The following is a 23,767-nucleotide window of genomic DNA, read 5'->3' on the forward strand; positions in this document are numbered from 1 at the left end:
CACACAGCAGTGAGCAACGAAACCGCACGGAAGCCACCCCATGACCACTGACACCACGCAGACTCTCCCGACCGGGCCGCGCCGGAGCATCGAGCTGGACAGCGACGAAGCCCTGCGGCTGCTGGGCAGCGTCTCCTTCGGCAGGATCGTCTTCACCCGCCAGGCACTGCCGACCGTCCGCCGGGTCAACCACGTCCTTGACAATGGCGACATCGTCATCCGCACCCACGAGGGCACGGCACTGACCGCACGCACCGGGCAGGCCGACAGCCAAGGCGTCGTGGTGGCATATGAAGCCGACTCCATAGACCCCGACACCCACCTCGGCTGGAGCGTCGTGGTCACCGGCTACGCCCACCTGGTGACCGACTCGCACGAGCTGGCCCGCTACCAGGAACTGCTCACCCCCTGGGTGAACCAGACCATGGACTATGCCGTACGCATCCGACCCGACCTGATCACCGGGGTCCGGGTCACTGCGGACGAGGAGGGCGCCCCCGCCTGATCGCGGTCTCGTTTCTGACTGAAGGCGGCGTGAGAACCCTCCGGTTCTCACGCCGCCTTCAGTCGGAAACGGGCTCTGGCTCGCCAGGCAACCTGTCAATCGTGGGGGACCACCGCGACCGGTGCGGTGGCATGGTGCAGCACCGCATGGGCGACCGGGCCGATCACCGTGCCGATCGGTGTCCGGCGCCGACGGCGACCGATCACGACGAGGGACGCGTCGCGCGAGGCCTCCACGAGGTGCGAGCCGGCCTTGCCGATCACGGCCTGCTCTGTCACCTCGACGCCGGGAAACTTGTCCCGCCAGGGCTCCAGCGCCTCGGACAGGGAACGGTGCATCTCCCCGGTGAGTTCGTCGTGCAGTTCGGCGTTGAGGTCGCCGCCATTGTCGTAGTAGGGCAGTTCCGGGCTCCGGCCATGGACGACGCGCAGCCTCGCCGCGCGCTGTGAGGCAGTCTCGAAGGCGAATCCGATCACGCTGTCGTTCGGGGCCGCGGAGTTGAGGCCAAGGACGACGTCGCGGAACGGCGTGACCCCGGAGCCGAGGGCGCCGGGCTGGTGTTCGTCCTCGGGGCGCAGGCCGCCCCGCACGAGGACGACAGGCCTTCGGCTGCCGGCCACGACCGCCTGGGCGACGGACCCGACCAGGAAACCGGCCACGCCGCCCAAGCCCTGAGAGCCCAGCACCAACAGGTCGGCTTCCCCGGCCGCGCCAAGCAGGGCGGGCACGGGTTCTTCGGTGACACGGTCGGTGGTGATCCGCAGGCCCGGGTGGCGCCGCGCGATCGTCGCTTCGGCCTCGCAAAGCATGCGATCCGCCCAGCGACTCCACTCGTCCGGGCTTGGTGACGGCTGGAGTATCCCGCCCGGCGGCGCGTACGTGTACGGCTGCCGCCCGAGGGCGTGGACCAGGCGCAGCGGGGCGTCGCGGAGCAGGGCTTCCCTGGCTGCCCATTCAGCGGCGGTCAGGCTCTCCGGGGATCCGTCCAGGCCTGCGGTGATGGTGCGGGACATCTCGGCCTCCTTCAAAGTCACGAATTCAGTGTCGACGCCGTGTACTTGGGGCAGGAGAGGTCTCAGGTCCCTGTGCGGAGCCCGAGTGGCCCACGCGTGGTGAACGCGCGACGGATCGGCCCATTCACAACGCCCGCAGCCCGTGCTCCTGGAACTGCTCGCGCACGCGTTCCGTCAGCTCCGGATCGGGCACGGGCGTGTCGCGTAGCGGGAAGTCGATGCCGAGGGCGTCGTATTTGTAGGCGCCGAGTTTGTGGAAGGGCAGGACGTCCACCCGGTCGACGTTGCTCAGCCCGGCCAGGAAAGCGCCGAGGCCGTCCACGGCGGACGGGTCGTCAGTCCAGCCGGGGACGAGGACGTAACGGATGTACACCGGGACGCCCAGCCGGTCCAGGCGCGTGGCGAAGCTGAGCGTGGGAGCCAGACCGCCACCGGTGAGCTTGCGGTAGGTGGTGGCGTCGAACGACTTGATGTCCAGTAGCACCAGGTCGGTGTCGGCGAGGAGTTCGTCGGAGGCACGCGTGCCGAGGAAGCCGGAGGTGTCCAGGGCCGTGTGAAGTCCGGCCGCCTTGCAGCGGTGCAGGACGGAGCCGGTGAATGCCGGCTGGAGCAGCGGCTCACCGCCGGTGATGGTCACTCCTCCCCCGGCATTGGTCAGGAAGCCCCGGTACTTCTCGATCTCCCCCATGACCTTGTCGACCGAGGTCTCCCGGCCGTCGCGCATGTGCCAGGTGTCCGGATTGGCGCAGTACAGGCAGCGCAACGGGCAGCCGCTGACGAACAGGACGAACCGGGTCCCGGGACCGTCCACGCCGGTGGACAGGTCCCAGGAGTGCACCCGGCCCGTGAGCGGTCCCGTTGCCGGGACCGCCTGCCGTGACGCGGAGGTCGCCACGGTGTTCACAGCGACCCGTGGAAGGTGCGACTGATCACGTCGAGCTGCTGCTCACGCGTGAGCCGGACGAAGTTGACCGCGTATCCGGAGACCCGGATCGTCAACTCGGGGTATTTCTCAGGGTGTTCCATGGCGTCCTCGAGCGTCGCCCGGTTCAGCACGTTGACGTTCATGTGGAAACCACCGAAGGTCATGTACCCGTCGAGGATGCCGACCAGGTTTCCGGCACGCTCCGTGGGATTGAGGCCCAGTCCCTCGGGCGTGATGGTCGTGGTCAGGGAGATCCCGTCGCGGGCCTCCTCGTACGGCAGCTTCGCCACCGACAGGGCCGAGGCGACGACCCCGTGCCGGTCCCGGCCGTTCATCGGGTTGGCGCCGGGTGCGAAGGGCTGTCCGGCGCGCCGTCCGTCGGGGGTGTTGCCGGTGTGCTTGCCGTAGACCACGTTGGAGGTGATCGTCAGGACCGACTGGGTGTGCTCGGCGTCCCGGTAGGTGGGGTGCTTGCGCACCTTGGCCATGAAGGACTCCACCAGGTCGACCGCGAGGCCGTCGGCTCGGTCGTCGTTGTTGCCGTACGCCGGGTACTCGCCTTCGACCTGGTAGTCCACCGCCAGCCCGGTGTCGTCCCGGATCACCTTCACACGGGCGTACTTGACGGCTGCCAGGCTGTCGGCGGCCACGGAGAGCCCGGCGATGCCGCATACCATGTAGCGGTGGACGGGGTGGTTGTGCAGGGCCATCTCGATGCGCTCGTAGGCGTACTTGTCGTGCATGTAGTGGATGACGTTGAGCGTGTTGACGTACGTCTTCGCCAGCCAGTCCAGCATCCGGTCGTACGCCGCCGACAGCTCCTCGTAGTCCAGGTACTCCCCTGTCAGGGCGGGCATCTCGGGGGCGACTTGCTCGCCGGTCATCTCGTCCCGGCCGCCGTTGATCGCGTACAGCAGGGCCTTGGCGAGGTTGACCCGGGCGCCGAAGAACTGCATCTGCCTGCCCACCGCCATCGCCGACACGCAGCAGGCGATCGCGGTGTCGTCGCCGGTGCGCGGGCGTATCAGGTCGTCGGACTCGTACTGGATGGAGCTGGTGTCGATCGAGACCTGGGCGCAGAACCGCTTGAAGTCCTCGGGCAACTGCGGCGACCACAGCACCGTGAGGTTCGGCTCCGGTGCGGGCCCGAGGTTGTAGAGCGTCTGCAGAAAGCGGAAGGAGCTACGGGTGACGAGTGTGCGGCCGTCGGTGCCGATGCCGCCGATGGACTCCGTCACCCAGGTCGGATCGCCGGAGAACAGTTGGTCGTACTCGGGTGTGCGCAGGAAGCGCACGATCCGCAGCTTGATCACGAAGTCGTCGATCAGCTCCTGGGCCCGGGGCTCGTCGATACGCCCCTCGTCGAGGTCGCGCTGAACGTAGACGTCCAGGAAGGTCGAGGTGCGGCCGAGCGACATCGCGGCGCCGTTCTGCTCCTTCACCGCGGCCAGGAAGCCGAGGTAGAGCCACTGCACCGCCTCGCGGGCGGTGGACGCGGGGCGGGTGACGTCACAGCCGTAGGAGGCGGCCATCCGCGCCAGCTCGCCCAACGCCCGTATCTGCTCTGCGAGTTCCTCGCGATCACGGATGACGTGTGGAGCGGAGGGCCGGCTGTCCAGCAGAGTCCGCTCGGCCCGCTTGGCCTCGATCAGCCGGTCGGTGCCGTACAGAGCGACGCGCCGGTAGTCGCCGATGATCCGGCCCCGGCCGTAGGCGTCCGGGAGCCCGGTGATGATGCCGGCCTTGCGGGCGGCTCGCATCTTGGGGGTGTAGGCGTCGAAGACGCCGTCGTTGTGGGTCTTGCGGTAGGTACCGAAGACCTTGGTGACGAACGGGTCGGGCTCGTATCCGTACGCCTTCAGGCCGTTCTCGACCATCCGGAGTCCGCCGTTGGGCATGATCGCGCGCTTCAGCGGGGCGTCGGTCTGGAGTCCGACGATCAGATCGCGCTCCCGGTCGATGTAGCCAGGGGCGTGCGAGGTGATCGTGGAAGGGGTGGCGGTGTCCACGTCGAGGATGCCCTTGCGGCGTTCCTCGGGGAACAGGGCGCTGACCTTGTGCCAGACGGCGAGTGTGCGCTCGGTCGGACCGGTCAGGAACTCCGGGCCGCCTTCGTAGGGCGTGTAGTTGGCCTGGATGAAGTCGCGTACGTCGATCCGTTCGCGCCAGCGTCGGCCGGCGAATCCACGCCAGGCCTCGGCGGGAGCGTCCACGTCAGGACGGGTTGCCACGGTCATCACTGCCTCCGCATCGTTCGCGACACCGCACACGGAAGGTTCCGTGGGCGGCTCCGCCGACGATGCTCCTCGCGTGCCCCTGCCGGGGGCAGGGCCGGCGGGAACCGTCGCCGCGCCGTCCGGCCCCCGCGCCGTAGGGCCGTTCGGGCCAGGTCGCAGGCGCCCGGCGGTCAGGCGGACAGGTGCAGGCCGTACATCGTGCGGCCCGCGACGAGTTCGCGCCCGGTGACCAGTTCAGGCTCGATGCGCACGAAGACCTCCTCGGGTGAGGGAGCCCAGGAGCGCGGGCCGACCCGCTCCAGGCGTGCCGCCTCGGCCGGATCCGTCACGATCTCGGCCCGGCCGGTGACGACGACGCTCCAGCCGGAGTGTGCGTCCACGTCGACCGCGTCTGCCTCGAAGGCGACGACCGCGGCGTCGACCGCACGGGCCCGTGCGGATGTCCTACGAGCGTGACACCGCGGCAGAACGGTGAGGGGCCGATGGTCTCCTTGCCGGGCCCGTTCAGTGCACACCGACCACTGCGCACGGGCACAGCACCACGGCGGGTCAACGAGCCGTACGAGTGCTGGGCCGAACGGCCCACCGCGGCCTGGGCTTGGCCCCATCGGCCCTCCGCTTCCACCTGACCGGCCCATGTCACCGCAAGGCGGCCGCTGTCACCTTCGTGGGTGTGACGACGAGGAGGTGCGGAGACATGCGCGAGGACGGGCCCGCGAACAGGAGGCGCAAGCGAACGAGGGTACCGCTGTGGCGATGGCGGAGTAACCCGATCCGGCGTCGCGACGACGTCCTCGAGGCATGGCTCCTGCCGGCCATATGGGTGCTCGTCGCGGTGGGTGGCACGGCGGTCGGTGTGGTGACGGCCCATGCGGCCGACCAGGTCTTCGCCCGGCAGCGGGCCGAACGGACCCCCGTCCGCGCCGTTCTCCTCGATGACGTCCCTCACACCGCGACCTCGGGGACGGGCAGAGCCCTGGCCTCGGCAAGGGTCCGCTGGACGACTTCGGACGGCTCCCCGCACAGCGGCATGACGCTGGTGACCACCGGGAAGAAGACCGGCTCCACGGTGAGGATCTGGATCGACACCCAAGGGAAGCTGAGCGCACAGCCGCCGACGCCCGGCAAGGCGGCCGTCGAGGCGGGACTCTTCGGAGCCTCCGCCGCCCTCGCCCTGAGCGGCGTGGTGTTCGGGTTCGGGAGCGTCGGCCGTAGGTACCTCGACCGTAGGCGCATCAAGGAGTGGGACAGGGAGTGGACCCTGGTCGGGCCGCAGTGGGGCCACAAGACCAGTTGACCGTCGGAAACCCCATGCACGAGCGACCTCGGTCATGCCGTCGGAGAGGGACACCACCGCCGAGGTGGCGTCCCTCCGGGCGTTCATCACCTGCAGGCTGTTGATGGTCTGCGACATCATCCTCGTGCTGAGCGGCCTCCGTGGGCAGCCAGCTTGATGCCGTCGGACAGCGACCGCTCCGGAACCGCAGACATCCTTGCCTCCGGGAATGTCGTGGACCGAGCGGACGTCGGGCAGGTCGGCCGGCCCCACCTCGTGGACCGCGACAGCGGCGGTGCGATCTGGCCGGCTCAACCGGAGCCCTGCACGGCTGCTGACCGCGTGGGAAGCGCCACCCGTAGGCAAAACGCACTCACTTTGTTTCGGAAGCGATCGAATAGAGCTAAATCCCCCGCCTCCCCGGCCGCGTCCCTAGGCTCGCCGAACAGTCCGCCGACATATGACTCACGGAGGTTCTGCGTGCTGCACCCACCCCCAGAGGACGCGCAACAGCTCGTCCTGCCCAACGGGTTCGATGCGGTCGTCCGCGTGCTCGACCGTTACGTCGCCGACCGACGGGCCGGCCTGCCGTGGCGGGCACGCTCCCGCGGGCGCCGGCTACCGGCCGTGCTCCTCGCACGCGAACCGGAGGGCGACCCGGCGGCAGGCGCCGCCGAACCGGACCCAGCACTCACCGCTCTGGTCCTGGCGTACCGGCAGCGGCTGCTGTCCACGGGACATGAGCCGGTCCAGCACCTCGCCGGCCTGGCACCGCACGCGGTCGTCGACGACGGACTTCTCGCCAGGGGCGGCCCGCGGGAGGAGGAGGCGGGCGGGCCTCACGTGCTGCTCCTGGACGAAGTGGCCCGTCAGCTGCGCACCTCCATGCCGGACCAGGCCGGGGCGTTACGGCTGCGCGAGTTCGGCACACTTCTGGCGGTACTGCGTGCCCCGCTGGCACCGGGGGACGACACCGAGACCGGCCGGAAAGCTCTGCGGGACATGCTGGTCGACAGAGAGGCCCGTAGGTTCCAGCCGGCCCCTGGAGCCGCGCAGCTCGGTGAGGCCGTCGGTGGAGCGTGGGCGACAGCCGTGCGGTGGGTCACTGCTGTACCGGTCGGATGGCTCTGGCGCCTGTGGTACGGCATACGTGTCGACCGGCAGCAGCCTTGGCTGGGTTCCCGGCTGAACCAGCCCGGCCGCAGTTTCCTCGATGCGGCGCTGGCCCTGCGCGCGGCGCACCAGTACTCAAGGGCCCATGACACGGCACAGATCCAGCCCCCGGAGTCGGCCGCCATGGCGGCCCGGGACGAAGCGGTGGTCCGCCAGGTACTGCTCATCGCGCTGATCCACGACCTGGCCAAGGCGGCACGGCCCCCGGTGTGGAGCCGGCGCCGCCCGCGGCGCGGATGGTCGTTCGTCCTGCTGCTGCCGACCGTGGGCGGCGAGGGGTCCGCCTGCCGCAAGCTCCTGGACACCTATGCCGCCACAGCCGGCGACGCCGGTCCCAGCCCTCTGCTGGTTCTGGGCGCTGCCACGGATGACATCCCCTCGTACGCCACGCCTCCCCCACGCCAGGCCGTACCGGACCAGAGCGGTTCCCGCGCCCACCGAGCAGGCCGCGCGGTGGCCGCGCTGTTCTCTGCGGCGGTGGCCGGCCGGAGCAACGAGGCCGTGCACGTGCTGCCGCTGCCCCGGACCCCGGACGACGGCACCGCGGCGGAGTGGCTCGCCGGGCACCGTGTCATCGGGTCTCGTCGCGCCGGCGCCTGGGACTGGTGGCGGCCTGTGGCCGCCGCCCTCGCGGCCACCTTGTTGCTTGCCGGTGGCTTCGCCGGCTACCGGGCGGTGCTGTCCCTCCTGCCCGGCGGACGCTCCGCCGCCTCCTGCCGGCAGGAGGCGACCGGGCAGGTCGTGGGCCTCACCGACGGTAACGACGGCTGCGACCTGGCGCATGGCCTGTACGCGCCGGAGCTGCGGAAGCTGGAGCGGACGCTCGGTCAGCAGAACGAACTGGTCGACACGAACCGCCCGTACCGCACGCTCGTCTTCTTCGCACCGCTCAGTGTGGGTTCGGAGTCGAAGCGCACCGTTCCCACCGGATTCCAGATGCTGCGTGGCGCCCTGCTGGCCCAGAAGGAGGTGAACGACCGGCATCTGAAGTCCCAGGTGCCCGTCCGGCTGCTCGTGGCCAACGCGGGCGAGTACTTCAGCTACGGCTCGAGCGGCGGTCTCAACACCACCAATCACACCGGCGTGGACGTCGCACAGATGATCCTCGACAGGGCGAGCGCGGACCACATCGCGGCCGTCATCGGCCTGACCCAGAGCCGTCCGGAGTCCCAGCAGGCCGCGATCGAACTCGGTACCAAAGGCCTCGCCGTACTCGGCACCGGTGTCACGGGCCAACGGATGGTGGAGGGCGAATCGCCCGTGTCCTACTTCCAGCTCTCCCCGCCCGACGCGCGCATCGCCTCGGTCATGGCCGCCTTCGCCCAGCACTCGCCCCGGCTGGGTGCCCTGGCCAAGCCCACCGCAGGCCACTCCGCACCGGCCGCCGTGGTCGTCTACGACCCGAGCGACAAGTACTTCAGCAACGACCTGGCCAACCGCTTCGACACGGACTACCACGCGGCCGGGCCGGTGTACCGGGTGCCGTACGGCGAGGTGGACGACCGGCGAACCTCTGACGTCGCCCAGACGGTCTGCGCACTGGTTCACCGGACCAACGGGTTCGTCCTGTACGCAGGCCGCTCCGGCGTCATGGAGGACCTGTTCCACTACATGCAGGGCGACCCGGGATGCCGCGCCCGCCAGAACCGGGTTGCGGTCATGGCCGAGAGTCCCGCCCCGGACCTGACCCTGCATCCGGAACGCATGCAGCAGGAATACGACGCACTGACGCTGTTCTACAACCAGTTCAGCCTGCCCGACCCCCAGGGACCGTTCGCAGGACTCTTCCAAGCGGCATTCCACCTCTCCGCGGAGAACGACGCGGCCGTCGGCTACGACGCGGTCAACGTCCTCTCCGACGTCATGGACGCCATCTTCACCACCGATCCCGAGTTCACACCCAGTTCCCTGGTCACCCAGCTCCAGGACCCAGGCGTGTCCCAGTACGTCGGCGAGTCCGGCGTCATCACGCTGAACAGCGACCACAACTACCCGCCGGACAAGGAGATCCACGTCCGCGAGATTCCCCCCAACGGGGGACCACTCACCGATCTCACCTGCGGTGTGCTCGCCAAGGGCGCGCAACGCGTCACCCACTGGGGCCCCGATGACCGCTTCGCCTGCCCGACGGACGACGCATCCTGATGCCCCGGGTGTGCGCATTGGTCTGCCCCTGTGGGGCGCCATACGCGCCGGTCGGACCACAGTTGCCCGCATGAAAAGTGGGGGACGGGCCCGGACTCATGACCTGGGCCGTCAACTGCTGGATACGCTCGACCGGCAGCTGGAGCGTGACCAGCACGGCGTCCAGGACGTCGTCACGGCCGAGGTAGTGGCCACCGGAGGCCAGATCGGCGCAGGCGCGTATCAGCGCTGGGTTGGTCGGAGGCGCCAGTTGCTCGCGCAGCGAGCGATCAATCGACGGAGTCGGTCTTGCCCTGCTGGCGCCGGGCGGTCTTGTCGGGCCGGTTGACCTCGAAGACCTGGATGTGGACGACAGTGCCCGGTGCCGCCCCGTCAATGGCCCGGCGCAGGCGCAGCAGGAGGGTCACGCAGAGCAGGCCGGTGCCGTCCACGGTGAGTCCGGCACCGGCAGGCTGGGCGGGCCGGGTCACCGGCTGCTCGCGCTGACGGCGACAGCGGGGAGGACGGCGAGGGCCAGGACGCCGCCGACGAGGGCGAGGACGGGATAGCCGGCGGCGGCCACGACGATGCCGGAGCTCAGGCCGCCGGTGGCGCCGGCGATGGCGATGGCGACGTCGACCATGCCCTGGGTCTTGGCGCGGGTGGCCAGCGGCACGGCGTCGGTGATCATCGCGGTGCCGGAGACGAGGCCGAGGTTCCAGCCCAGCCCCAGCAGGGCGAGGGCCAGGGCGAGCAGGGCGACGGAGTCCGCAGGCGCCGCAGCGGCCGTGATGCCGGCGGCAAGGAGGGTGAGGCCGGAGGCTACGGCGACTGCTTTGGGACCGTGGTGGTCGACGAGCCAGCCGGTCAGCGGTGAGGGCAGGTACATGGCGCCCACGTGTATGGCGATGACGAGGCCGGAGGCGGCGGTGCCGTGGCCGTGGTCGTGCATGTGCACGGGGGTCATCGTCATGATCGCGACCATGACGAGCTGGGTGAGGATCATCGTCAGCGCGCCCGGTATCAGCCCTGGCCCGCGAGTCTTCGCCGTGGTGACCTCCGTCGGCTGCTGGAGATCGAGGCTGCGGGCGAGCAGCAGGGGGTCGGGGCGCAGCCGGACGGCGAGGACGAGAGCGGCCAGCGCGTAGGCGACGCCGGCGAGCAGGAACGGCCCGGCCAGGGTGGGTATGCCGAGGTGGCCGGCGAGGTCGCCGGTGGGTGCGGCGAGGTTGGGGCCGACGACGCCGCCGAGGGTGGTGGCGACCAGGACGGTGGAGACGGCACGGGCGCGGTGGGCAGGGGCGGCGAGGTCGGCTCCTGCGTACCGGGCCTGAAGGTTGGTGGCGGTGCCGGCGCCGTAGACGAACAGGGCGATGAACAGCAGTACGGGGTTGTGGGCGACGGCGGCGGCGATGACGCCCGCGCTGCCGACGGCGCCGGTCAGGTAGCCCGCGGCCAGGCCTGGTCTGCGGCCCCGGGCCTGCGAGATACGGCCCACCGCGACGGCGGCGAGTGCCGAGCCGGCGGTGAACAGGGCGCTGGGCAGGCCCGCGAGGTCAGTGGAGCCGAGCATGTCCTGCGCGAGCAGGGCTCCGACGGTGACGCCGGCCGCGAGCCCCGCCCCGCTCAGGATCTGGCTGCTGACCAGGACGGCGAGGACGCGGCGCTGTGCCTCGGGCCGCGGGGACATAGCGGCGGTGATGTCCGGGGCGGTGCTTGTCACGGGTGAGTCTCTCCCTACGGCTACAGGACGTCCACGACGAGATAGCCGTCGATACGGCGCAGGTGCTCGCTGTCGGGGTCGGGCGGCAGTGCGTGGCCGAGGTTGTCCGCGCGGACCTCGCTGATCCACTGGTCGTGCTGGTACTCGTGGTTGATGAGCACGGTGAGCAAGTGGCTGGTGACGATGGTGAGTTGGGTGGGGGCTCCGACCCGGCCGGCGGCGATGTCGCCGATGCGGGCGTGGACGCGTTCGGCGACGGTCTCACGGAACTCGGTGAGCCGCTTGACGGTGGGCAGCGTGCCGCGGAACTTCTCCGGGTTTGCCGAGTCCATCAGGGCATCCAGCTCCGGGTCCGGGCTGGGCTCGGCCGCGGTGAGGTTGCGGACCATGAAGTGGGCGACGTGGGCCTGGTGGCCCAGGTGCCAGCCGATGGCGCTGGAGTTCTCATGCGGGCGCCAGGTCACCTCGTCCGGGGTGAGGTCCTTCCACAGGTCGTCGGTGTAGGCACGAGCGCGGTCGTACTCGCGCAGCAACACGCTTATCGGGAGCATGAGTTCGCCTCCTTCGTGATCAGGGACGCGGTCACCGCTCGCTCGGCGGCGGCCAGGGCGCCCTCGATGTGCCCGGCGTACTGGGTGGCCGTCTCGGTCGAGGCCCAGTGCAGCCTTCCGTCCAGCGCGGGCCGTTGGTAGAGGGGGTGCCCGAACAGGGAGTAGTCGGTCAGGCGGTGGACGGCGGGCGGCGCGGTCCACCGCTCGCCGCTCCAGTCCTGTATGAGGAGTGTCTCGGGTTCGGCGGCGGCAGGGCCGAAGAGCTGGGCCAGCGGGGCGGTCACCGCCTGCTCGAAGTCGGGGCCGACGTCCTGGGCGGCGGCGAAGCCGAACAGCGCGGCGGGCCGCCCGTCGGGACCCGACATGTCGTGCAGTTCCTGCAGCGGGCCGGTTCTGCTGACCGCCGCCCCCGCGAGCCCCGCGACCCGCCACAAGGGGGCAGGGTAGCGTGCGACGACCTTCGCGACCGCCCCCATCCACACCGGGGTCGCCCGGGCGAGGCGAACCAGTTCCGGCGACATCTGCGAGCCGAAGTCGATGCGCGCGAGGGCGAGTGCGGTAGGTATGGCCACCACGACCTGCCCGGCGTGCAGCACCGCGCCCGGCGTACGGACGTCGAGCCCGCCGGTGGCGCGGCGGTGGATCGCGCTGACGGGACTGTCCAGTCGTATGACGTCCGCGGGAAGTTCGACCGCGAGCGCGCGGACGAGGGCTTCGCCCCCGGTGTGAAACGGCGGGCGGGGGCGTCGACCAGGTTGCCGTGCAGCCGTCGCACACCCGTGGCGTCCTGCACCAGGGTGTCCCCCACCAGATGCTGCTCGAAGGTGTCGATGCCGAGCCGCGCAGCGAGATCCGCGCCGCGCCGCTCCCCGTCCCAGAACCAGATGGCCCCCAGGTCGAGGGCCCCGGGTGGAGCAGGCCTGCTGAGCAGACGCCCGCCGACGCGCTCGCGAGCTTCCAGGCACACGGTGTCGCGGCCGGCGGCGACCAGGGCGGCGGTCGCGGCAAGGCCGGCGATCCCGGCACCGACCACGACGACGTCGTGGCCATGATGGTGGAGCATCTACGGCTCCCTCTCTGCTTCTGTGGCGGCGGTCAGGCGCCGGGAATGAGGACCATCCGGAAGCGGGCTTTGCCTTCTTGCTGGGTGTCGAGCGCCTGCTGTGCCTCCTCCAGCGGGTGGGTCTGCACCTGCGGGCGGACACCGGTGGCGACCGCGAAGCGCATGGCCTGTTCGGTGTCGGCGGGGCTGCCGGTCAGATGACCGGTGACACTGCGCGCGCCCATGACGAGCTTGGCCAGGGGCAGTTGGAGGGGAGATCCGTCGAAGCCGACGACGGTGAGCCGACCGTGCGGGGCGAGTCCGTCCACCAGCTCCGTGAGCGGCTTGCTGCTGGAGGCCGTGGACAGGATCAACCGCGCCGCGCCCAACTTGCCGAGTGCGGCTCCGGGTTCCTCCCGCTCGGTGTCGATGTAGTGCCGCGCTCCCAGCTCTTCGGCGAGCTTCCGCTTCTGCTCGCCCCGGCCGATCGCCACCGTCTCGAATCCCATGGCTGCGGCGAACTGCACCGCCAGATGCCCCAGACCGCCGATCCCGAGGACGGCGACCAGGTCACCCGGCCCGGCACCGGAGTGCCGCAGGGCGTTGAAGGTGGTGACGCCCGCGCAGCCGAAGGGCGCGGCCTCCGCCGCGGACAGGCCCTCGGGGATCCGGGCGAGGGTGGAGACGGGAACCGTGATGGTGCTCGACCAGCCACCGGGATACGACATGCCCGGGACCTTCCGTTCCGGACAGTGGACGACATCGCCGGTACGGCAGGCGGAGCAGTGCCCGCAGCTACCGCCGAACCAGCCGACGGTCACCCGCTCCCCCACGTCCCACCCCTGCACCTGGGGACCCAGCTCCGCGATCACACCGGCGACCTCATGGCCCGGAGTGATGGGGAAACCGGTCGCCGGAGCGGGATTGCGGACCGTACCGATGTCGGCGCCGCAGATGCCGGTCGCCTGCACGTCGATACGCACCTCGCCGATCCCGGGTGCCCGCTCCCGCACCGGGACGACCTGCAGGGCGGCCCTGGGCTCCGCGACTTGTGCGGCCCTGTGAACATGGTTAGCGTCTGGGGACACGAAAATCCCTCCTTGAAATAGAAAAGGAAGCGGATATCCACGGAAATACCTCGGACGTGACTCCGTCTGCACCGTAGAGCGTCCCGGACGAGCCCGGTAGAGGATCAAGGTGAATGGAGGTATAAAGAGCGGCTATAGCCACGAGGAGGGCAGTATGAACATCGAGGGGCTGCGCTACGCCCGCGCCGTCTCCACGACGAAGTCGTTCAGTGCGGCAGCCCGCGCCTACGGCGTCACCCAGCCCGCCCTGTCCAACGGCATCGCGCGGCTGGAGCAGGAGCTCGGCGTGACACTGTTCGAGCGCTCGCCGCGCGGGGTGCGGCCGACCGCGGACGGCACGCGGATCCTGCCCATGATCGACCAAGCCCTCGATGCCCTGGACGCGGTCGTCGCCGAGGCCCGCCGGCTGGCCCAGCCGGCCTCCGACACGATCCGGATGGGCGTCTCCCCGCTGATCGGGGCCGACCTCGTCGCCCGGGCCTTCGACGCCGCCCGCAACCTGGACCGTCCGCGTGACCTGGTGCTGCGCGAGGCGGATCTCACACACCTTCGCGAGGACCTCAAGGCAGGGCTCCTGGACATCCTCCTGGTGCCGGCCGTGCAGGCCATGCCCACGTTCCGGCATCGCGTCATCGCCCGCGAACCGGTCGTCGTGCTCGACCCTGCCGACTCCCGGACCAAGAGCCCGGTCGAGCTGCAGGCCGCGGCCGGCGCCGCCTACATCCTCGTACCGGACAGCTGCGGACTGACCACCTTCACCACCGAGCTCTTCCGCAGTCACGACCTGGCGCTGCGCACCTACCCCGGCGAAGCCTCCAACTACCGCGTGCTGGACGAGTGGGCGCGCATGGGCGTGGGCGCCGCGCTGCTACCCCAGTCCAAGATCACACACGACCACGGCAACTACCGCCCCCTCATCCAGGCCGGGGCTCCCGTGGAGATCGCATATGAAGCCGTCTGGGACAACCGCACCCCGCTCGCAGCCGACCTGGAGGACTTCGTCGCGGCCCTCATCCAGCGTGCCGGTGAGGGCTCGGGCGATTGACAGAGATTATGACTCCATGACCCTGGCGCCTTTACCAGACTCGTCCGCAGGAATCCGCGTTGGGGATATGGTGTATCTCGAAATCATTCCGGTAACCGTCCCGAGCGGTTCCCGGTGCGTGACATCTCCGAGCCGGTCCGAGAAAGGCCCGGCGCGATGAGGAGAGAGGACGCCGCCGTTACCGATCACAGAAGTTGAGTCAGAACCCGAGAACGGACAGTGTTTGTCCACCGGTGCGGGGAGGCAGCGGGCGCCGACCACCGAATCGAAATGTTGATCGGTTGCGACAGCACCACCGTGGTTACTGCAGCGCCGGATGCGACGTCTCGCGGCGGGTCCACGGCTCCTGGTCCACGCCCACGCTGTCCATCGTCATCCCGGCGCAAAGCCCCAAGGCCCCGGAGAACACGCCCAACAGCAGGCTGGCCCAGTACGGGACGACATCCAGCAGGAACGGTACGGCCAGGAGGGCGCCGACCATTGCGACGCGCAAGTGTGAGGCGTGTGGGATGGCCGCATCGCCCTTCGGGCCGGTGAAGAAGCTGTGGTCCTCCACCTGGACCGGGTCGCCCTTCGGCCGCCACTGGCGGCCGACGTTCGGCAGCTGGCCGAGCATCTCCTTCTTCGTGTCCACGCTGATCACCGGCTCGCCGTCAGCCTGGTGGTACTTGACCTGCTCGTTGATGCAGCGGAACTGGGCGTCTCGGTCCGGGTTGCTTGCCCTCCAGCGTCTTGGCCTGGGCCTGCAGGCTGAACCCGTTCTCCTTCAGCAGCCGGCTCACCGTCATCGCCGAGACGGGGTGACCCTGGCGGGTTCCTGGGCCAAGCTCCGCAGCGATTTCGTCGTCCAGCGCAGTGGCGACATCGGATCGCCTCGCTCATCCGGCTCGACCAGCGCCATCAGCGTGGGCAGTGCCCCGGAATCGGCCTCCTCAGCGCGTTTGCGTCCCCCGCCCGGCCTGCGTACCCGACCTTCAGGAAGCATGAGCTCGCCGGACTCCAGCTCGACGACGCCTCGGCGGACCGTCGTCTCGCTCACCTTGGCTGCACGGGCGACGGCTCAGATGCCGCCGTGCCCGAGCAGCCGGGCCTCCGTCGCACACGTCAACCGTCGCTGCCGCTCGTTCAGGTGCGGCAGAATCGCCTCGGACTTGGCTGCCAGCGCGGTCCGTTGGCCATCCAACCCGCTCATGCCAGACCAACGAATCAACAAGCAGAAAGCCACGAGTTAAAGATCTGCACGCCCTTAGAGGAGCTAACACATTGCCTGGACTCGCCTGTAGGTGATCACACAGCAGGCGAGCTTCAGGAACGCCTCGTGGATGTCGTCGCGGATCTCCCAGCGGATCCGTAGCCGTCGGCAGCCGTGGATCCACGCGTTCGTCCGCTCGACTACCCAGCGGACCGAGCCCAGGCCGGAGCCGTGCGGAACTCCGCGTCGGGCGATGACCGGCTTGATGCCGCGCTTCCACAGGAGCCGACGGTACGTGTCAAAGTCGTAGCCCCGGTCGGCGAACCACTGCCGCGGCCGGTGACGGGGGCGACCGGTCGATCCGCGGATCCGCGGGATCGCGTCGAGCAGGGGCAGCAGCTGGGTGATGTCGTGGCGGTTGCCACCGGTCAGGGTGATGGCGAGCGGGGTGCCGCCTGCGTCGGTGATGGCGTGGTGCTTCGAGCCGGGCCGTGCACGGTCGACCGGGCTCGGCCCGGTTTTGGGCCGCCCCGACGGGCCTGGTGGTGGGAGCCGTCGATCACCGCCCGGGACCAGTCCAGCTTCCCGGCACGGTGCAGCTCGGTCAGCAGCACCTGGTGCAGCCGGTCCCACACCCCGGCCTCGTGCCAGTCCCGCAGCCGACGCCAGCACGTCATCCCGGACCCGAAGCCGAGCTCCTGCGGCAGCCACTCCCACTGGATCCCGGTGTGCAGCACGAACAGGATGCCCTGCAGGCAACCACGGTCGTCCAGTGGCAGCCGGCCGGGATGGCGCGGACGCCGCTGCCTGACCGGCAGCAACGGCTCGATCCGCCCCCCACAGGTCATCCGGCACCATCCACGGAGGACCGTTCCCCTACCCCATGACTCGTTCAACGAGCCAGCCAGGAAGGGGATATGGCTACGACCGGGCTTTCTATTAGGTGCTCCAACTCCCGCAGCTGACGGCCTGGAAAGTAGGGTGCGGTCGGCTGAGCTGGGGTGATAGGTAAGCGATGTGACAGAGAGTCTTGAGTATTCCGCCCTGCTGCAACTGATCGACGAGCGGTCGGCCGCGTTCCGGAGTGCGGTTGCCGCCGCGCCCAGCCTTGACGCGCCGGTGCCGTCCTGCCCCGAGTGGACGTTGTTCGATCTGGTGCAGCACCTGGGTACGGGCCAGCGCTGGTGGGCCGCGATCGTCGCCGCGGGCCCGGCCGAGGCTCCGCCGACCAAGGATGCCGCGGAGGTTCCGCGCGAGCTCGAGGCGCTGCTGGCCTGGTACGCCGAGTCGAACGAGCTGCTGCTGAGTGCGCTGCGCGAGGCTGGCCCGGAGCGCGAGTGCTGGGCGTGGTGGGGCGCCGGCGTGTCGCCGGCGAATTCCTGGGGCGTTGCCCGGCGCCGGGTGCACGAGGTGCTGGTGCACACCTACGACGCCCAGCTCGCCGCAGGCGCCGTGCAGCCGATGCCGGCGGACGTCGCGATCGACGGCGTGGCCGAGTTTCTCGACACCTGCAACTCCACCCCGGCGGCCTGGCCGCACGAGGCCGCCACCATCCACTACCACGCCACCGAGGGCCGCTCCTGGCTCCTCGCGCTGGACGGCACCGGCGCCTGGCCCGCCCCCCTCACGGACGACGCCGCGCCCGCCTCCGCGTCGGCCACGGGCACGGCCGAGCAGCTGCTCCTCTTCGTCTGGGGCCGACTCACGCTGAGCGACCTGAAGATCGAGGGCGACCAGCAGGTGTTCGAGCAGCTGATCGCCTGGGAGCCCGAGGAGTAGCCAGTCAATACCGCCAGCGGACGGCCTCGATGACGTCCGCGTCGGTGAACATCGCGAACAGCTCCGCCTCCACGCGTCGGACGGCCAGTACGGCCTCGTACAGCTCGGGCCCGCGCGCCTCCCGCAGCACTGCTGACTCAGCCAGGAAGGGGATATGGCTACGACCAGGCTTTCTGTGAGGTGCTCTTAGGGATCGCGAGGTCCAAGTCGCCGGCCTGGGTGCTGAGCGTCTTGTCGCGGTTGCCGTTGCGAAGCGCGGTGCGCGTCTCGTTCCGGGCGTCCGCCCAGTCCTGGGCCCGTTCGCGGGTCCACGGGTTCTGCAGGTGCTCGTTCCACTCCGCGCCGATCCGGGCCGGGGCCTCGGCCTCGATCAGCTCCTGGAGCATTCGCTCGGCCACACCCCGAACGAGTTCGAGCCCGTCCGTTGAACGTAGTGACTCCAACAACCGGAGTAGGTCATGCTGAGACAGGGCCACCCTGCACCTCCCGCGTTGAACTGGCCGTTCACAACGGAGAGTTGCACGGTAGCCCGCCCTGCGGGCAGGAAGCGGAAATCACGTCAGCACACGCCCCGGCGCACTCCCCAACCGTGATCGGCTACACCACCACAAGGGACGCCATCCTTGTTCACGGCGCAGGACCGCATCCGTGAGTTGCGGCGCCAGAAGAGCCAGCCGAAGAAGACGGCCTGAGGCCGCCCAAAGCCGTTCGACAGTCCATCGCCGCAGATGGCAGGCTCCCGCCACATGGAGCTACTCGACGTCCTGACGGAACTTGCCCGGTCGGGGCAGCTGGGTCCGGTCGCGAACGGCGCCGCCTGGGGCGCGGTCACCGAAGCGCTCGGCGAGCCCTTTGAAGTGGTCGTCGGGAAGCGTCGGTCATGGCCGCGTCTGTTCGCCTACGGCGACCTTGAGCTGAGCGTCTGCCGCTGCCAGAAGATCGTCCTGATCTGCCTCCAGACCTGGCGAGACACCGTTGAACTCCCTGCGGAGCTGGTCGAGAAGCGGGCGTTCACCGGCCACCCCACGTACGCCGAAGTGATCGAAGCTCTCGGCCACGTCGGTTGCGCCTGGCAGCCATACACACCCCTGACCTTCGCCAACCAGTGCGCCGTCCAGGCCACCCCCTCCGGCGTCGTCTTCGTCTTCGAAATCCCGGAAGGAGAAGACCCCATCCTCAACGTCGTTAGCCCCCAGCCCCACCACCACGACTGTCCGGCCGCCACGCGCAACAGCGAAATGCCAGGATGTCCGGGTGGTCAGCGCTGAAGAGTGGATTCGAATCCGTCGCGGCCTGCGGTTCGGGCAAAGGTTCCGAGGGACGGTGACGGCAGTCCCGAGGCCGGGTGCGATCGGGATCTTCGTCGACATCGGTCTTCCGGTCGGAGGGTTCGTCGATGTTCTGCTTCTGCCGACGGTCGCAGAACGCTGGCCAGGCAATGGAACCGAGGCCGAATTCGAGGTCTGGTGGGCCGATCACCGACCGCAACTGCGACTCAAGCCAGTGGACCCGCAGTTCCTCCGTGACGACTTCGCCCAGTGGCAGGCGAACTGGCGGCCAGGCTGGCCCGAGAACGTGCCGGTGGACCAGGCATGGGTCGATGCGGCTGCGGTGTCACTACGGGAAACCGGCGTGATCGAGGACACTCTGCGCACCGCCGGCTGGTGGCCGGGACGGCGCATCCCGATCGACCGCTGGCGCGAGACGCTCGAGAAGAACGGCTTGGTCCGCATGCACGATGCCGCCGAAGCCTTCCTGACGGAGTTCGGCGACCTGGACGTGCAGATCAGCGGACCAGGCATCACCTGCGCGAAGACCCCCTTCAACTTCGACCCTGACAACCTGATCGGCGAGGAGGACCGCTTCGCCGACTGGAGCGCGACAACCGGGCGCGCAATCTTCCCCATCGGCGAACTCGATCAGGGCAGATTCTTCCTCGGCATCGACGAGACCAGCGAGATCTACCTGGTCGAGACCTGGCTGGCCACATTCGGCCCCGCCCCGGAGGCGCTTGAGAAACTCATCCTAGGCATCGCTCCGCAGCGGATCGAGACCGCCGACTGAACCGCTCCCGAGGCCACTCCGGGACGCCCACCCACACAACGACCCGCCCCGCAAACACCCGTCCGTTCGGGACGTCACCGGCTGGCTCACCCGACACCCCGACCGCCTCGACGACCAGACTCAGCACCTCAAGAAGATCCTCGCCCGCTGCCCAGAACTCGACCGCACCGCCGAACACGTCCGCGCCTTCGCTGAGTTGATGAACAACTAGTGACAAAATCGGCATATCAGGCCTGGCGGGCGGGAGGGAAGCGTGGATCTGGACGCTGTTGCTGATGAGCTCTACGGCCTGCCGCCGGGCGAGTTCACCGCTGCCCGCGACGAACGGGCGCAGTCGGCCCGCGCTGCGGGGACCGCGAGCTGGCCGACCAGATCCGGCGTCTGCGACGCCCGACCCAGGCGGCGTGGCCAGCAACCTGCTGGTGTGCGAACAGCCCGACAAGGTGCAGCGGCTGCTGCAGTTGGGTGAGACGCTGCGACAGGCCCACCGGGATCTGGACGGTGAGCAGCTGCAAAAGCCGTCGGCGCAGCGGCACCAGCTCACGTTCGCTTGGCTCCGGCAGGCCGGCGAGCTGACGGCCCACGCGGGGCAGCGCATCAGCGACGACACCCGGCAGGAGGTCCAGGACACGCTGCACGCGGTGCCGGCCGACCCCGAGGCGGCCGAGCAGTGGGCGAAGGGGCGCCTGACGAGGCCGCTGAGCGCCCCGGTCGGCTTCCCCACCCCATCCCGGCAGCCGGCGCCGGCTGCCGGCCGATCCGAGCCGGCGGGCGAGGTGGCCGTCGCACGGGAACCACGCACGTTGCCGCCGTCGACCCGGTCGGCTGAGCTAGCCGGGCTCGGGGTCGTCGTGGATGGTCAATGCTCCAGCGAGGTCGAGGTCGCCGTTGGTGCCGTGTGCCCCGGCGCGGACGAGTAGCACTGCGCCGAGCGCGGTGCTCCAGAACGTCCTCGCCTCCACGTCGAGTGGTCGACGGGCCCTCCAGCCGCGACCGTCGATGAGCTGGCTCACGAAGCGCTCGGATTGCCGGAACAGCAACTGGAGGTGCTGGTCGACCACGGGGGCGAGTTCGGGCTTGGAGATCCCGGTTGCGAGGGCTCGCGCGACCGATGGGAGCGAGGGCATGGCCAGTACGGCGCGGGCGATGTTGCGCCGAAATGTCGCCGCATCCGGGGCTTGGCGACCGATGCGCTCAATCCGTCGGGTGTCGTGCAGCAAACCGAGAAAGGCGGCGTGTACGAGCAGCGAGTCCTTGGAGCCGAAGTAGTAGGTGACCTGATTGGGGAACGCGCCTGCCGCGTTCGCGATCTCCGCAACACTCACCTCGGCGCCGGGCCGCTCCTTGCATAGCCGGGCAGTGACCTCAATCAGCCGGCGCCTCGTTGCGCGACCACGGTCGAGCGCCGGAGTCGGCGTTGCTCGGGCTTCGGTTCGCTTCTTCTCCACCCCTCGATTGTATGTGATACAACAAAGCCCGCCAGCTTGTATGGCATACAAGAAAGGTCGAAGCACATGCAACGCACTGAAGTCGTCGTGACCGGGCTCGGCGCGATCACACCACTCGGTGGAGACGTGGTGTCCACCTGGGACGCCCTGCTTGCCGGCGAGTCCGGCATCCGCGGCGGCGTCCTGCACGGCCACGAGGACGCCGGCCTTCCCGACACCGTCGTGGGGACAATGGCGATCGACCCCGCAGAGTTGCTGCTGCCGGTGCAGGCCAGGCGGCTCGACCGCGCGCAGCAGGCGGCCTTCGCCGCGGCGGCCGAAGCCTGGGCCGATGCAGGTGCCCCGGGGGTGGACCCGGACAGGCTCGCATCGGCGATCGGCACGGGCATCGGTGGCGTACGCACGCTGTTGAAGCAAGACGACGTACTGGAGGCGGCCGGGACTCGGCGCGTCTCGCCACGCACGGTGCCGATGCTCATGCCCAATGCGGCGGCGGCGCTGATCAGTATCGAGTACGGCGCACGGGCTGGTGTCTACACGCCCGTCTCGGCGTGCTCTTCCGGTGCTGAGGCGATCGCCCTGGGGGCCAGGCTCATCCGTGCCGGCGAAGCGGACGTGGTCATCGCGGGCGGGACCGAGGCCGCGATCACCCCGATCACCGTCGCCGGCTTCGCCCAGGCACAAGCACTGTCGCGGCACACCGCCGAGCCCGCGTCAGCGTCCCGGCCGTTCGCCGCGGACCGCAGCGGATTCGTCCTCAGCGAAGGCGCCGCTGTCGTGGTGCTCGAAAGCGCCGAGCATGCCAACGCCCGGAGCGCGCGCGTCCATGCGGTGCTCGCGGGCGCCGGCATCGCCGCCGACGCTCACCACATCACGGCGCCCGCTCCCGACGGCTCCGGTCAGATCTCGGCTATGCGAAAGGCCCTCGCGCAAGCCGGCTTGGCTCCCGAGCAGATCAGCCACATCAACGCCCACGCCACCGGAACTCCGGTCGGCGACGTCGCCGAGGCACACGCGATCGGGAAGGTCTTCGGCCGCGCCACCGTGACAGCCCCCAAGGCAGCGCTCGGCCATCTCTTTGGCGCAGCCGGCGCGATCGAAGCGCTCATCGCCGTCCTCAGTGTGGAGCACGGCGTCATCCCACCGACCCGCAACCTCACCACGGCTGGCGTCGGTCCCGACATCGATCTCGATGTCGTCGCAGAGCGACGAGACGTCCCCCAGGAGGCCGTGCTCAGCAACTCCTTCGGCTTCGGTGGACAGAACGTCTCACTTATCGTCACCGGCGCACGGCACCACGCATCCCATACAGCCTCGACCACATCGTGACTCACGCGAACGCACCCTTGTCCGTGGAGGGTCGGCCGCCATGTGGAAGGGTCGGTATGGGGCCGGAGAACGGCGGCGAACGGCACGCGTGTTAGGTTTCCTTCCCGTGTTAAACCACCAGGACGAGACCAGGGCGGCCTACGACGGGGTCGTCGAGCTGTATGCGTCGATGTTCGATAATCGGTTGGAGACGCGGCCGTTCGCGCGGAACATGATCGGCATCTTCGCCGAGCTCGTGCGTGGCACGGGGAATCTGCGGGCAGCCGACGTCGGGTGCGGACCCGGCCATCTGACCGCCATGCTGCACGACTTGGGGTTGGACGCCTTCGGGCTCGATCTCTCCCCGGCTATGGTCGCCCACGCCCGGCGGGCCCATCCGGCGCTGCGGTTCGACGAAGCGCGAATGGAGGCCCTGCCGGTCGAGGACGGCGCGCTCGGCGGAGTGCTGGCCCACTACTCGATGATCCATACCCCACCTGGAGAATTGCCCGCGCTGCTCGCTGAGCAGGTGCGTGTCCTGGCACCAGGGGGCCTGCTCCTGGTGTCCTTCTTCGGGACCGAGGGGCCGGAGCCGGTCCGGTTCGACCACAAGGTGGCGCCCGCCTATAGCTGGCCGGCGGAGCAGTTTGCCGAGTTGCTGGCCGGGGCCGGACTCATCATGGTGGCTCGGTTGCTCCACGATCCAGCGTCCGAACGGGGCTTCCTCGACACCCATTTGCTGGCCCGCCGCCCGTAGAGCGTGGCCCGTGGACGGGGCCGGGGTGGTGTAGATCATCCGCGTGGATGAAGCTCGTCCGAAGCGCCGCGTTCTGTGCCGGCGTCCGCTGAACATCGCCGGAGGTGACAACCGTCCAGGTCACGAAGGCTCCGGCGGTGCGGCCACCGCGGCGGTGCGAGCAATGGCCCGCTCTGCGGTCCTCCCCGCCGATGCGGGGGTGGTCCGCCCTGCATACCTGAACCATGGCGCCTTCCTCGTCGACGCGCTGGCGCCGGTAGGCGACGACCGGGGCGACAAGAGCGCCGGCCCCTGCGACCACTCCGAAGGACAGCTTCACCAGGATCGAACAGAGTCTTGGAGTCGATGCGGTGCTCGCGCTTGAGCCCGCGGGCGCGAGCAGGTCCCACGCGACGTCCTGAGCCGTCGTCACCACGACTCCCCAGGGCGGCATCGAGGTTGTCGAGCGGTTGCTGGTGACGTTGTAGCTCGGGGCCGTCCCCCAGTCCCCATCCCTTCGCCCTGCTGGCCTCCCACC

Annotated in this window: 20 protein-coding genes and 6 pseudogenes; 10 read left to right on the forward strand and 16 right to left on the reverse strand. The window is 69.7% G+C overall.

What is annotated here, in order from left to right:
* Positions 1-40: 40 nt before the first annotated feature.
* The gene (locus ACZ418_RS37970; RefSeq protein ID WP_468372119.1) at positions 41-505 is read left to right on the forward strand and encodes a pyridoxamine 5'-phosphate oxidase family protein; all 465 of its coding nucleotides are present in this window, start codon (positions 41-43) and stop codon (positions 503-505) included.
* A 95-nt stretch (positions 506-600) separates the two neighbouring features.
* Here the strand turns inward: ACZ418_RS37970 and ACZ418_RS37975 are convergent, their stop codons facing one another.
* From ACZ418_RS37975 to ACZ418_RS37990, 4 genes and pseudogenes are all read right to left on the reverse strand, one after another.
* Complete coding sequence (locus tag ACZ418_RS37975; RefSeq protein ID WP_468372294.1) at positions 601-1,518, reverse strand: universal stress protein; 918 nt, start codon at positions 1,516-1,518, stop codon at positions 601-603.
* Between the two features lie 124 nt (positions 1,519-1,642).
* Positions 1,643-2,413: a pyruvate formate-lyase-activating protein gene (pflA, locus tag ACZ418_RS37980; protein WP_468372123.1), complete on the reverse strand. Its 771-nt coding sequence runs from the start codon at positions 2,411-2,413 to the stop codon at positions 1,643-1,645.
* A gap of 5 nt (positions 2,414-2,418) precedes the next feature.
* Positions 2,419-4,680: a formate C-acetyltransferase gene (gene pflB / locus ACZ418_RS37985; RefSeq protein ID WP_468372126.1), complete on the reverse strand. Its 2,262-nt coding sequence runs from the start codon at positions 4,678-4,680 to the stop codon at positions 2,419-2,421.
* Positions 4,681-4,850: 170 nt separating this feature from the next.
* Positions 4,851-5,120, reverse strand: a pseudogene (locus ACZ418_RS37990) (pyridoxamine 5'-phosphate oxidase family protein); the annotation flags it as partial.
* A gap of 257 nt (positions 5,121-5,377) precedes the next feature.
* On the opposite strand from ACZ418_RS37990, the gene ACZ418_RS37995 reads away from it, so the two are divergent.
* Together ACZ418_RS37995 and ACZ418_RS38000 are read left to right on the forward strand one after the other, a co-directional pair.
* Positions 5,378-5,977 (forward strand): Rv1733c family protein, encoded by a 600-nt coding sequence (locus tag ACZ418_RS37995; protein ID WP_468372128.1) that lies wholly within the window; start codon positions 5,378-5,380, stop codon positions 5,975-5,977.
* A gap of 459 nt (positions 5,978-6,436) precedes the next feature.
* A complete protein-coding gene (locus tag ACZ418_RS38000; RefSeq protein ID WP_468372131.1) occupies positions 6,437-9,274 on the forward strand; it encodes a type 1 periplasmic-binding domain-containing protein in 2,838 nt (945 codons plus the stop codon).
* 269 nt (positions 9,275-9,543) lie between these two features.
* Here the strand turns inward: ACZ418_RS38000 and ACZ418_RS38005 are convergent, their stop codons facing one another.
* The 6 genes and pseudogenes from ACZ418_RS38005 to ACZ418_RS38030 form a co-directional block, all read right to left on the reverse strand.
* Entirely contained in the window at positions 9,544-9,744 is a 201-nt protein-coding gene (locus tag ACZ418_RS38005; protein WP_468372134.1) for a hypothetical protein, read from the reverse strand.
* Positions 9,741-10,976, reverse strand: a complete 1,236-nt coding sequence (locus tag ACZ418_RS38010; RefSeq protein ID WP_468372137.1) for an MFS transporter — start codon at positions 10,974-10,976, stop codon at positions 9,741-9,743. The genes ACZ418_RS38005 and ACZ418_RS38010 overlap by 4 nt, the downstream gene beginning before the upstream one ends.
* A 20-nt stretch (positions 10,977-10,996) precedes the next feature.
* Positions 10,997-11,527 carry a DinB family protein gene (locus ACZ418_RS38015; RefSeq protein ID WP_468372139.1) on the reverse strand — a complete coding sequence of 177 codons (531 nt, stop codon included), beginning with the start codon at positions 11,525-11,527 and terminating at the stop codon, positions 10,997-10,999.
* Positions 11,515-12,411 carry a flavin monoamine oxidase family protein gene (locus ACZ418_RS38020; RefSeq protein ID WP_468372296.1) on the reverse strand — a complete coding sequence of 299 codons (897 nt, stop codon included), beginning with the start codon at positions 12,409-12,411 and terminating at the stop codon, positions 11,515-11,517. Before ACZ418_RS38020 ends, ACZ418_RS38015 begins: the two co-directional genes overlap by 13 nt.
* A pseudogene (locus tag ACZ418_RS38025) lies at positions 12,318-12,590 on the reverse strand (NAD(P)-binding protein); the annotation flags it as partial. The gene ACZ418_RS38020 and the pseudogene ACZ418_RS38025, both read right to left, overlap by 94 nt.
* Before the next feature lie 32 nt (positions 12,591-12,622).
* Positions 12,623-13,657: an alcohol dehydrogenase catalytic domain-containing protein gene (locus tag ACZ418_RS38030; RefSeq protein ID WP_468372142.1), complete on the reverse strand. Its 1,035-nt coding sequence runs from the start codon at positions 13,655-13,657 to the stop codon at positions 12,623-12,625.
* Between the two features lie 154 nt (positions 13,658-13,811).
* On the opposite strand from ACZ418_RS38030, the gene ACZ418_RS38035 reads away from it, so the two are divergent.
* Complete coding sequence (locus ACZ418_RS38035) at positions 13,812-14,702, forward strand: LysR family transcriptional regulator (RefSeq protein ID WP_468372145.1); 891 nt, start codon at positions 13,812-13,814, stop codon at positions 14,700-14,702.
* A 502-nt stretch (positions 14,703-15,204) separates the two neighbouring features.
* Here ACZ418_RS38035 and ACZ418_RS38040 read toward each other — a convergent pair.
* Both ACZ418_RS38040 and ACZ418_RS38045 read right to left on the reverse strand, forming a co-directional pair.
* Positions 15,205-15,894 (reverse strand): annotated as a pseudogene (locus ACZ418_RS38040) (ISAzo13 family transposase); the annotation flags it as partial.
* Between the two features lie 63 nt (positions 15,895-15,957).
* Positions 15,958-16,752, reverse strand: a pseudogene (locus ACZ418_RS38045) (IS5 family transposase).
* Positions 16,753-16,911: 159 nt separating this feature from the next.
* Between ACZ418_RS38045 and ACZ418_RS38050 the strand changes: the two are divergent.
* Complete coding sequence (locus tag ACZ418_RS38050) at positions 16,912-17,673, forward strand: maleylpyruvate isomerase family mycothiol-dependent enzyme (RefSeq protein WP_468372147.1); 762 nt, start codon at positions 16,912-16,914, stop codon at positions 17,671-17,673.
* 4 nt (positions 17,674-17,677) lie between these two features.
* Here ACZ418_RS38050 and ACZ418_RS38055 read toward each other — a convergent pair whose 3' ends face one another.
* Positions 17,678-17,803 carry a hypothetical protein gene (locus ACZ418_RS38055; protein ID WP_468372149.1) on the reverse strand — a complete coding sequence of 42 codons (126 nt, stop codon included), beginning with the start codon at positions 17,801-17,803 and terminating at the stop codon, positions 17,678-17,680.
* A 55-nt stretch (positions 17,804-17,858) separates the two neighbouring features.
* Positions 17,859-18,149 (reverse strand): annotated as a pseudogene (locus tag ACZ418_RS38060) (transposase); the annotation flags it as partial.
* A gap of 270 nt (positions 18,150-18,419) precedes the next feature.
* Here ACZ418_RS38060 and ACZ418_RS38065 point away from each other — a divergent pair.
* From ACZ418_RS38065 to ACZ418_RS38075, 3 genes are all read left to right on the forward strand, one after another.
* The gene (locus ACZ418_RS38065; protein ID WP_468372152.1) at positions 18,420-18,941 is read left to right on the forward strand and encodes a hypothetical protein; all 522 of its coding nucleotides are present in this window, start codon (positions 18,420-18,422) and stop codon (positions 18,939-18,941) included.
* Positions 18,942-18,996: 55 nt separating this feature from the next.
* On the forward strand, positions 18,997-19,737 hold the full coding sequence (locus tag ACZ418_RS38070; protein WP_468372154.1) for an SUKH-3 domain-containing protein: 741 nt from the start codon (positions 18,997-18,999) through the stop codon (positions 19,735-19,737).
* 404 nt (positions 19,738-20,141) lie between these two features.
* Positions 20,142-20,657 (forward strand): hypothetical protein, encoded by a 516-nt coding sequence (locus ACZ418_RS38075; protein ID WP_468372156.1) that lies wholly within the window; start codon positions 20,142-20,144, stop codon positions 20,655-20,657.
* On the opposite strand, the gene ACZ418_RS38080 is transcribed toward ACZ418_RS38075, so the two are convergent.
* Positions 20,568-21,185 (reverse strand): TetR/AcrR family transcriptional regulator C-terminal domain-containing protein, encoded by a 618-nt coding sequence (locus tag ACZ418_RS38080; RefSeq protein WP_468372158.1) that lies wholly within the window; start codon positions 21,183-21,185, stop codon positions 20,568-20,570. The genes ACZ418_RS38075 and ACZ418_RS38080 overlap by 90 nt on opposite strands.
* Positions 21,186-21,251: 66 nt before the next feature.
* Here ACZ418_RS38080 and ACZ418_RS38085 point away from each other — a divergent pair, with 66 nt between their 5' ends.
* On the forward strand, positions 21,252-22,514 hold the full coding sequence (locus ACZ418_RS38085; RefSeq protein ID WP_468372161.1) for a beta-ketoacyl-[acyl-carrier-protein] synthase family protein: 1,263 nt from the start codon (positions 21,252-21,254) through the stop codon (positions 22,512-22,514).
* A gap of 106 nt (positions 22,515-22,620) precedes the next feature.
* The gene (locus tag ACZ418_RS38090; protein WP_468372163.1) at positions 22,621-23,250 is read left to right on the forward strand and encodes a class I SAM-dependent methyltransferase; all 630 of its coding nucleotides are present in this window, start codon (positions 22,621-22,623) and stop codon (positions 23,248-23,250) included.
* 208 nt (positions 23,251-23,458) lie between these two features.
* Here ACZ418_RS38090 and ACZ418_RS38095 read toward each other — a convergent pair.
* Positions 23,459-23,683 (reverse strand): annotated as a pseudogene (locus ACZ418_RS38095) (hypothetical protein); the annotation flags it as partial.
* Positions 23,684-23,767: the final 84 nt, after the last annotated feature.

This window comes from Streptomyces sp. NPDC030820 (assembly GCF_055572075.1).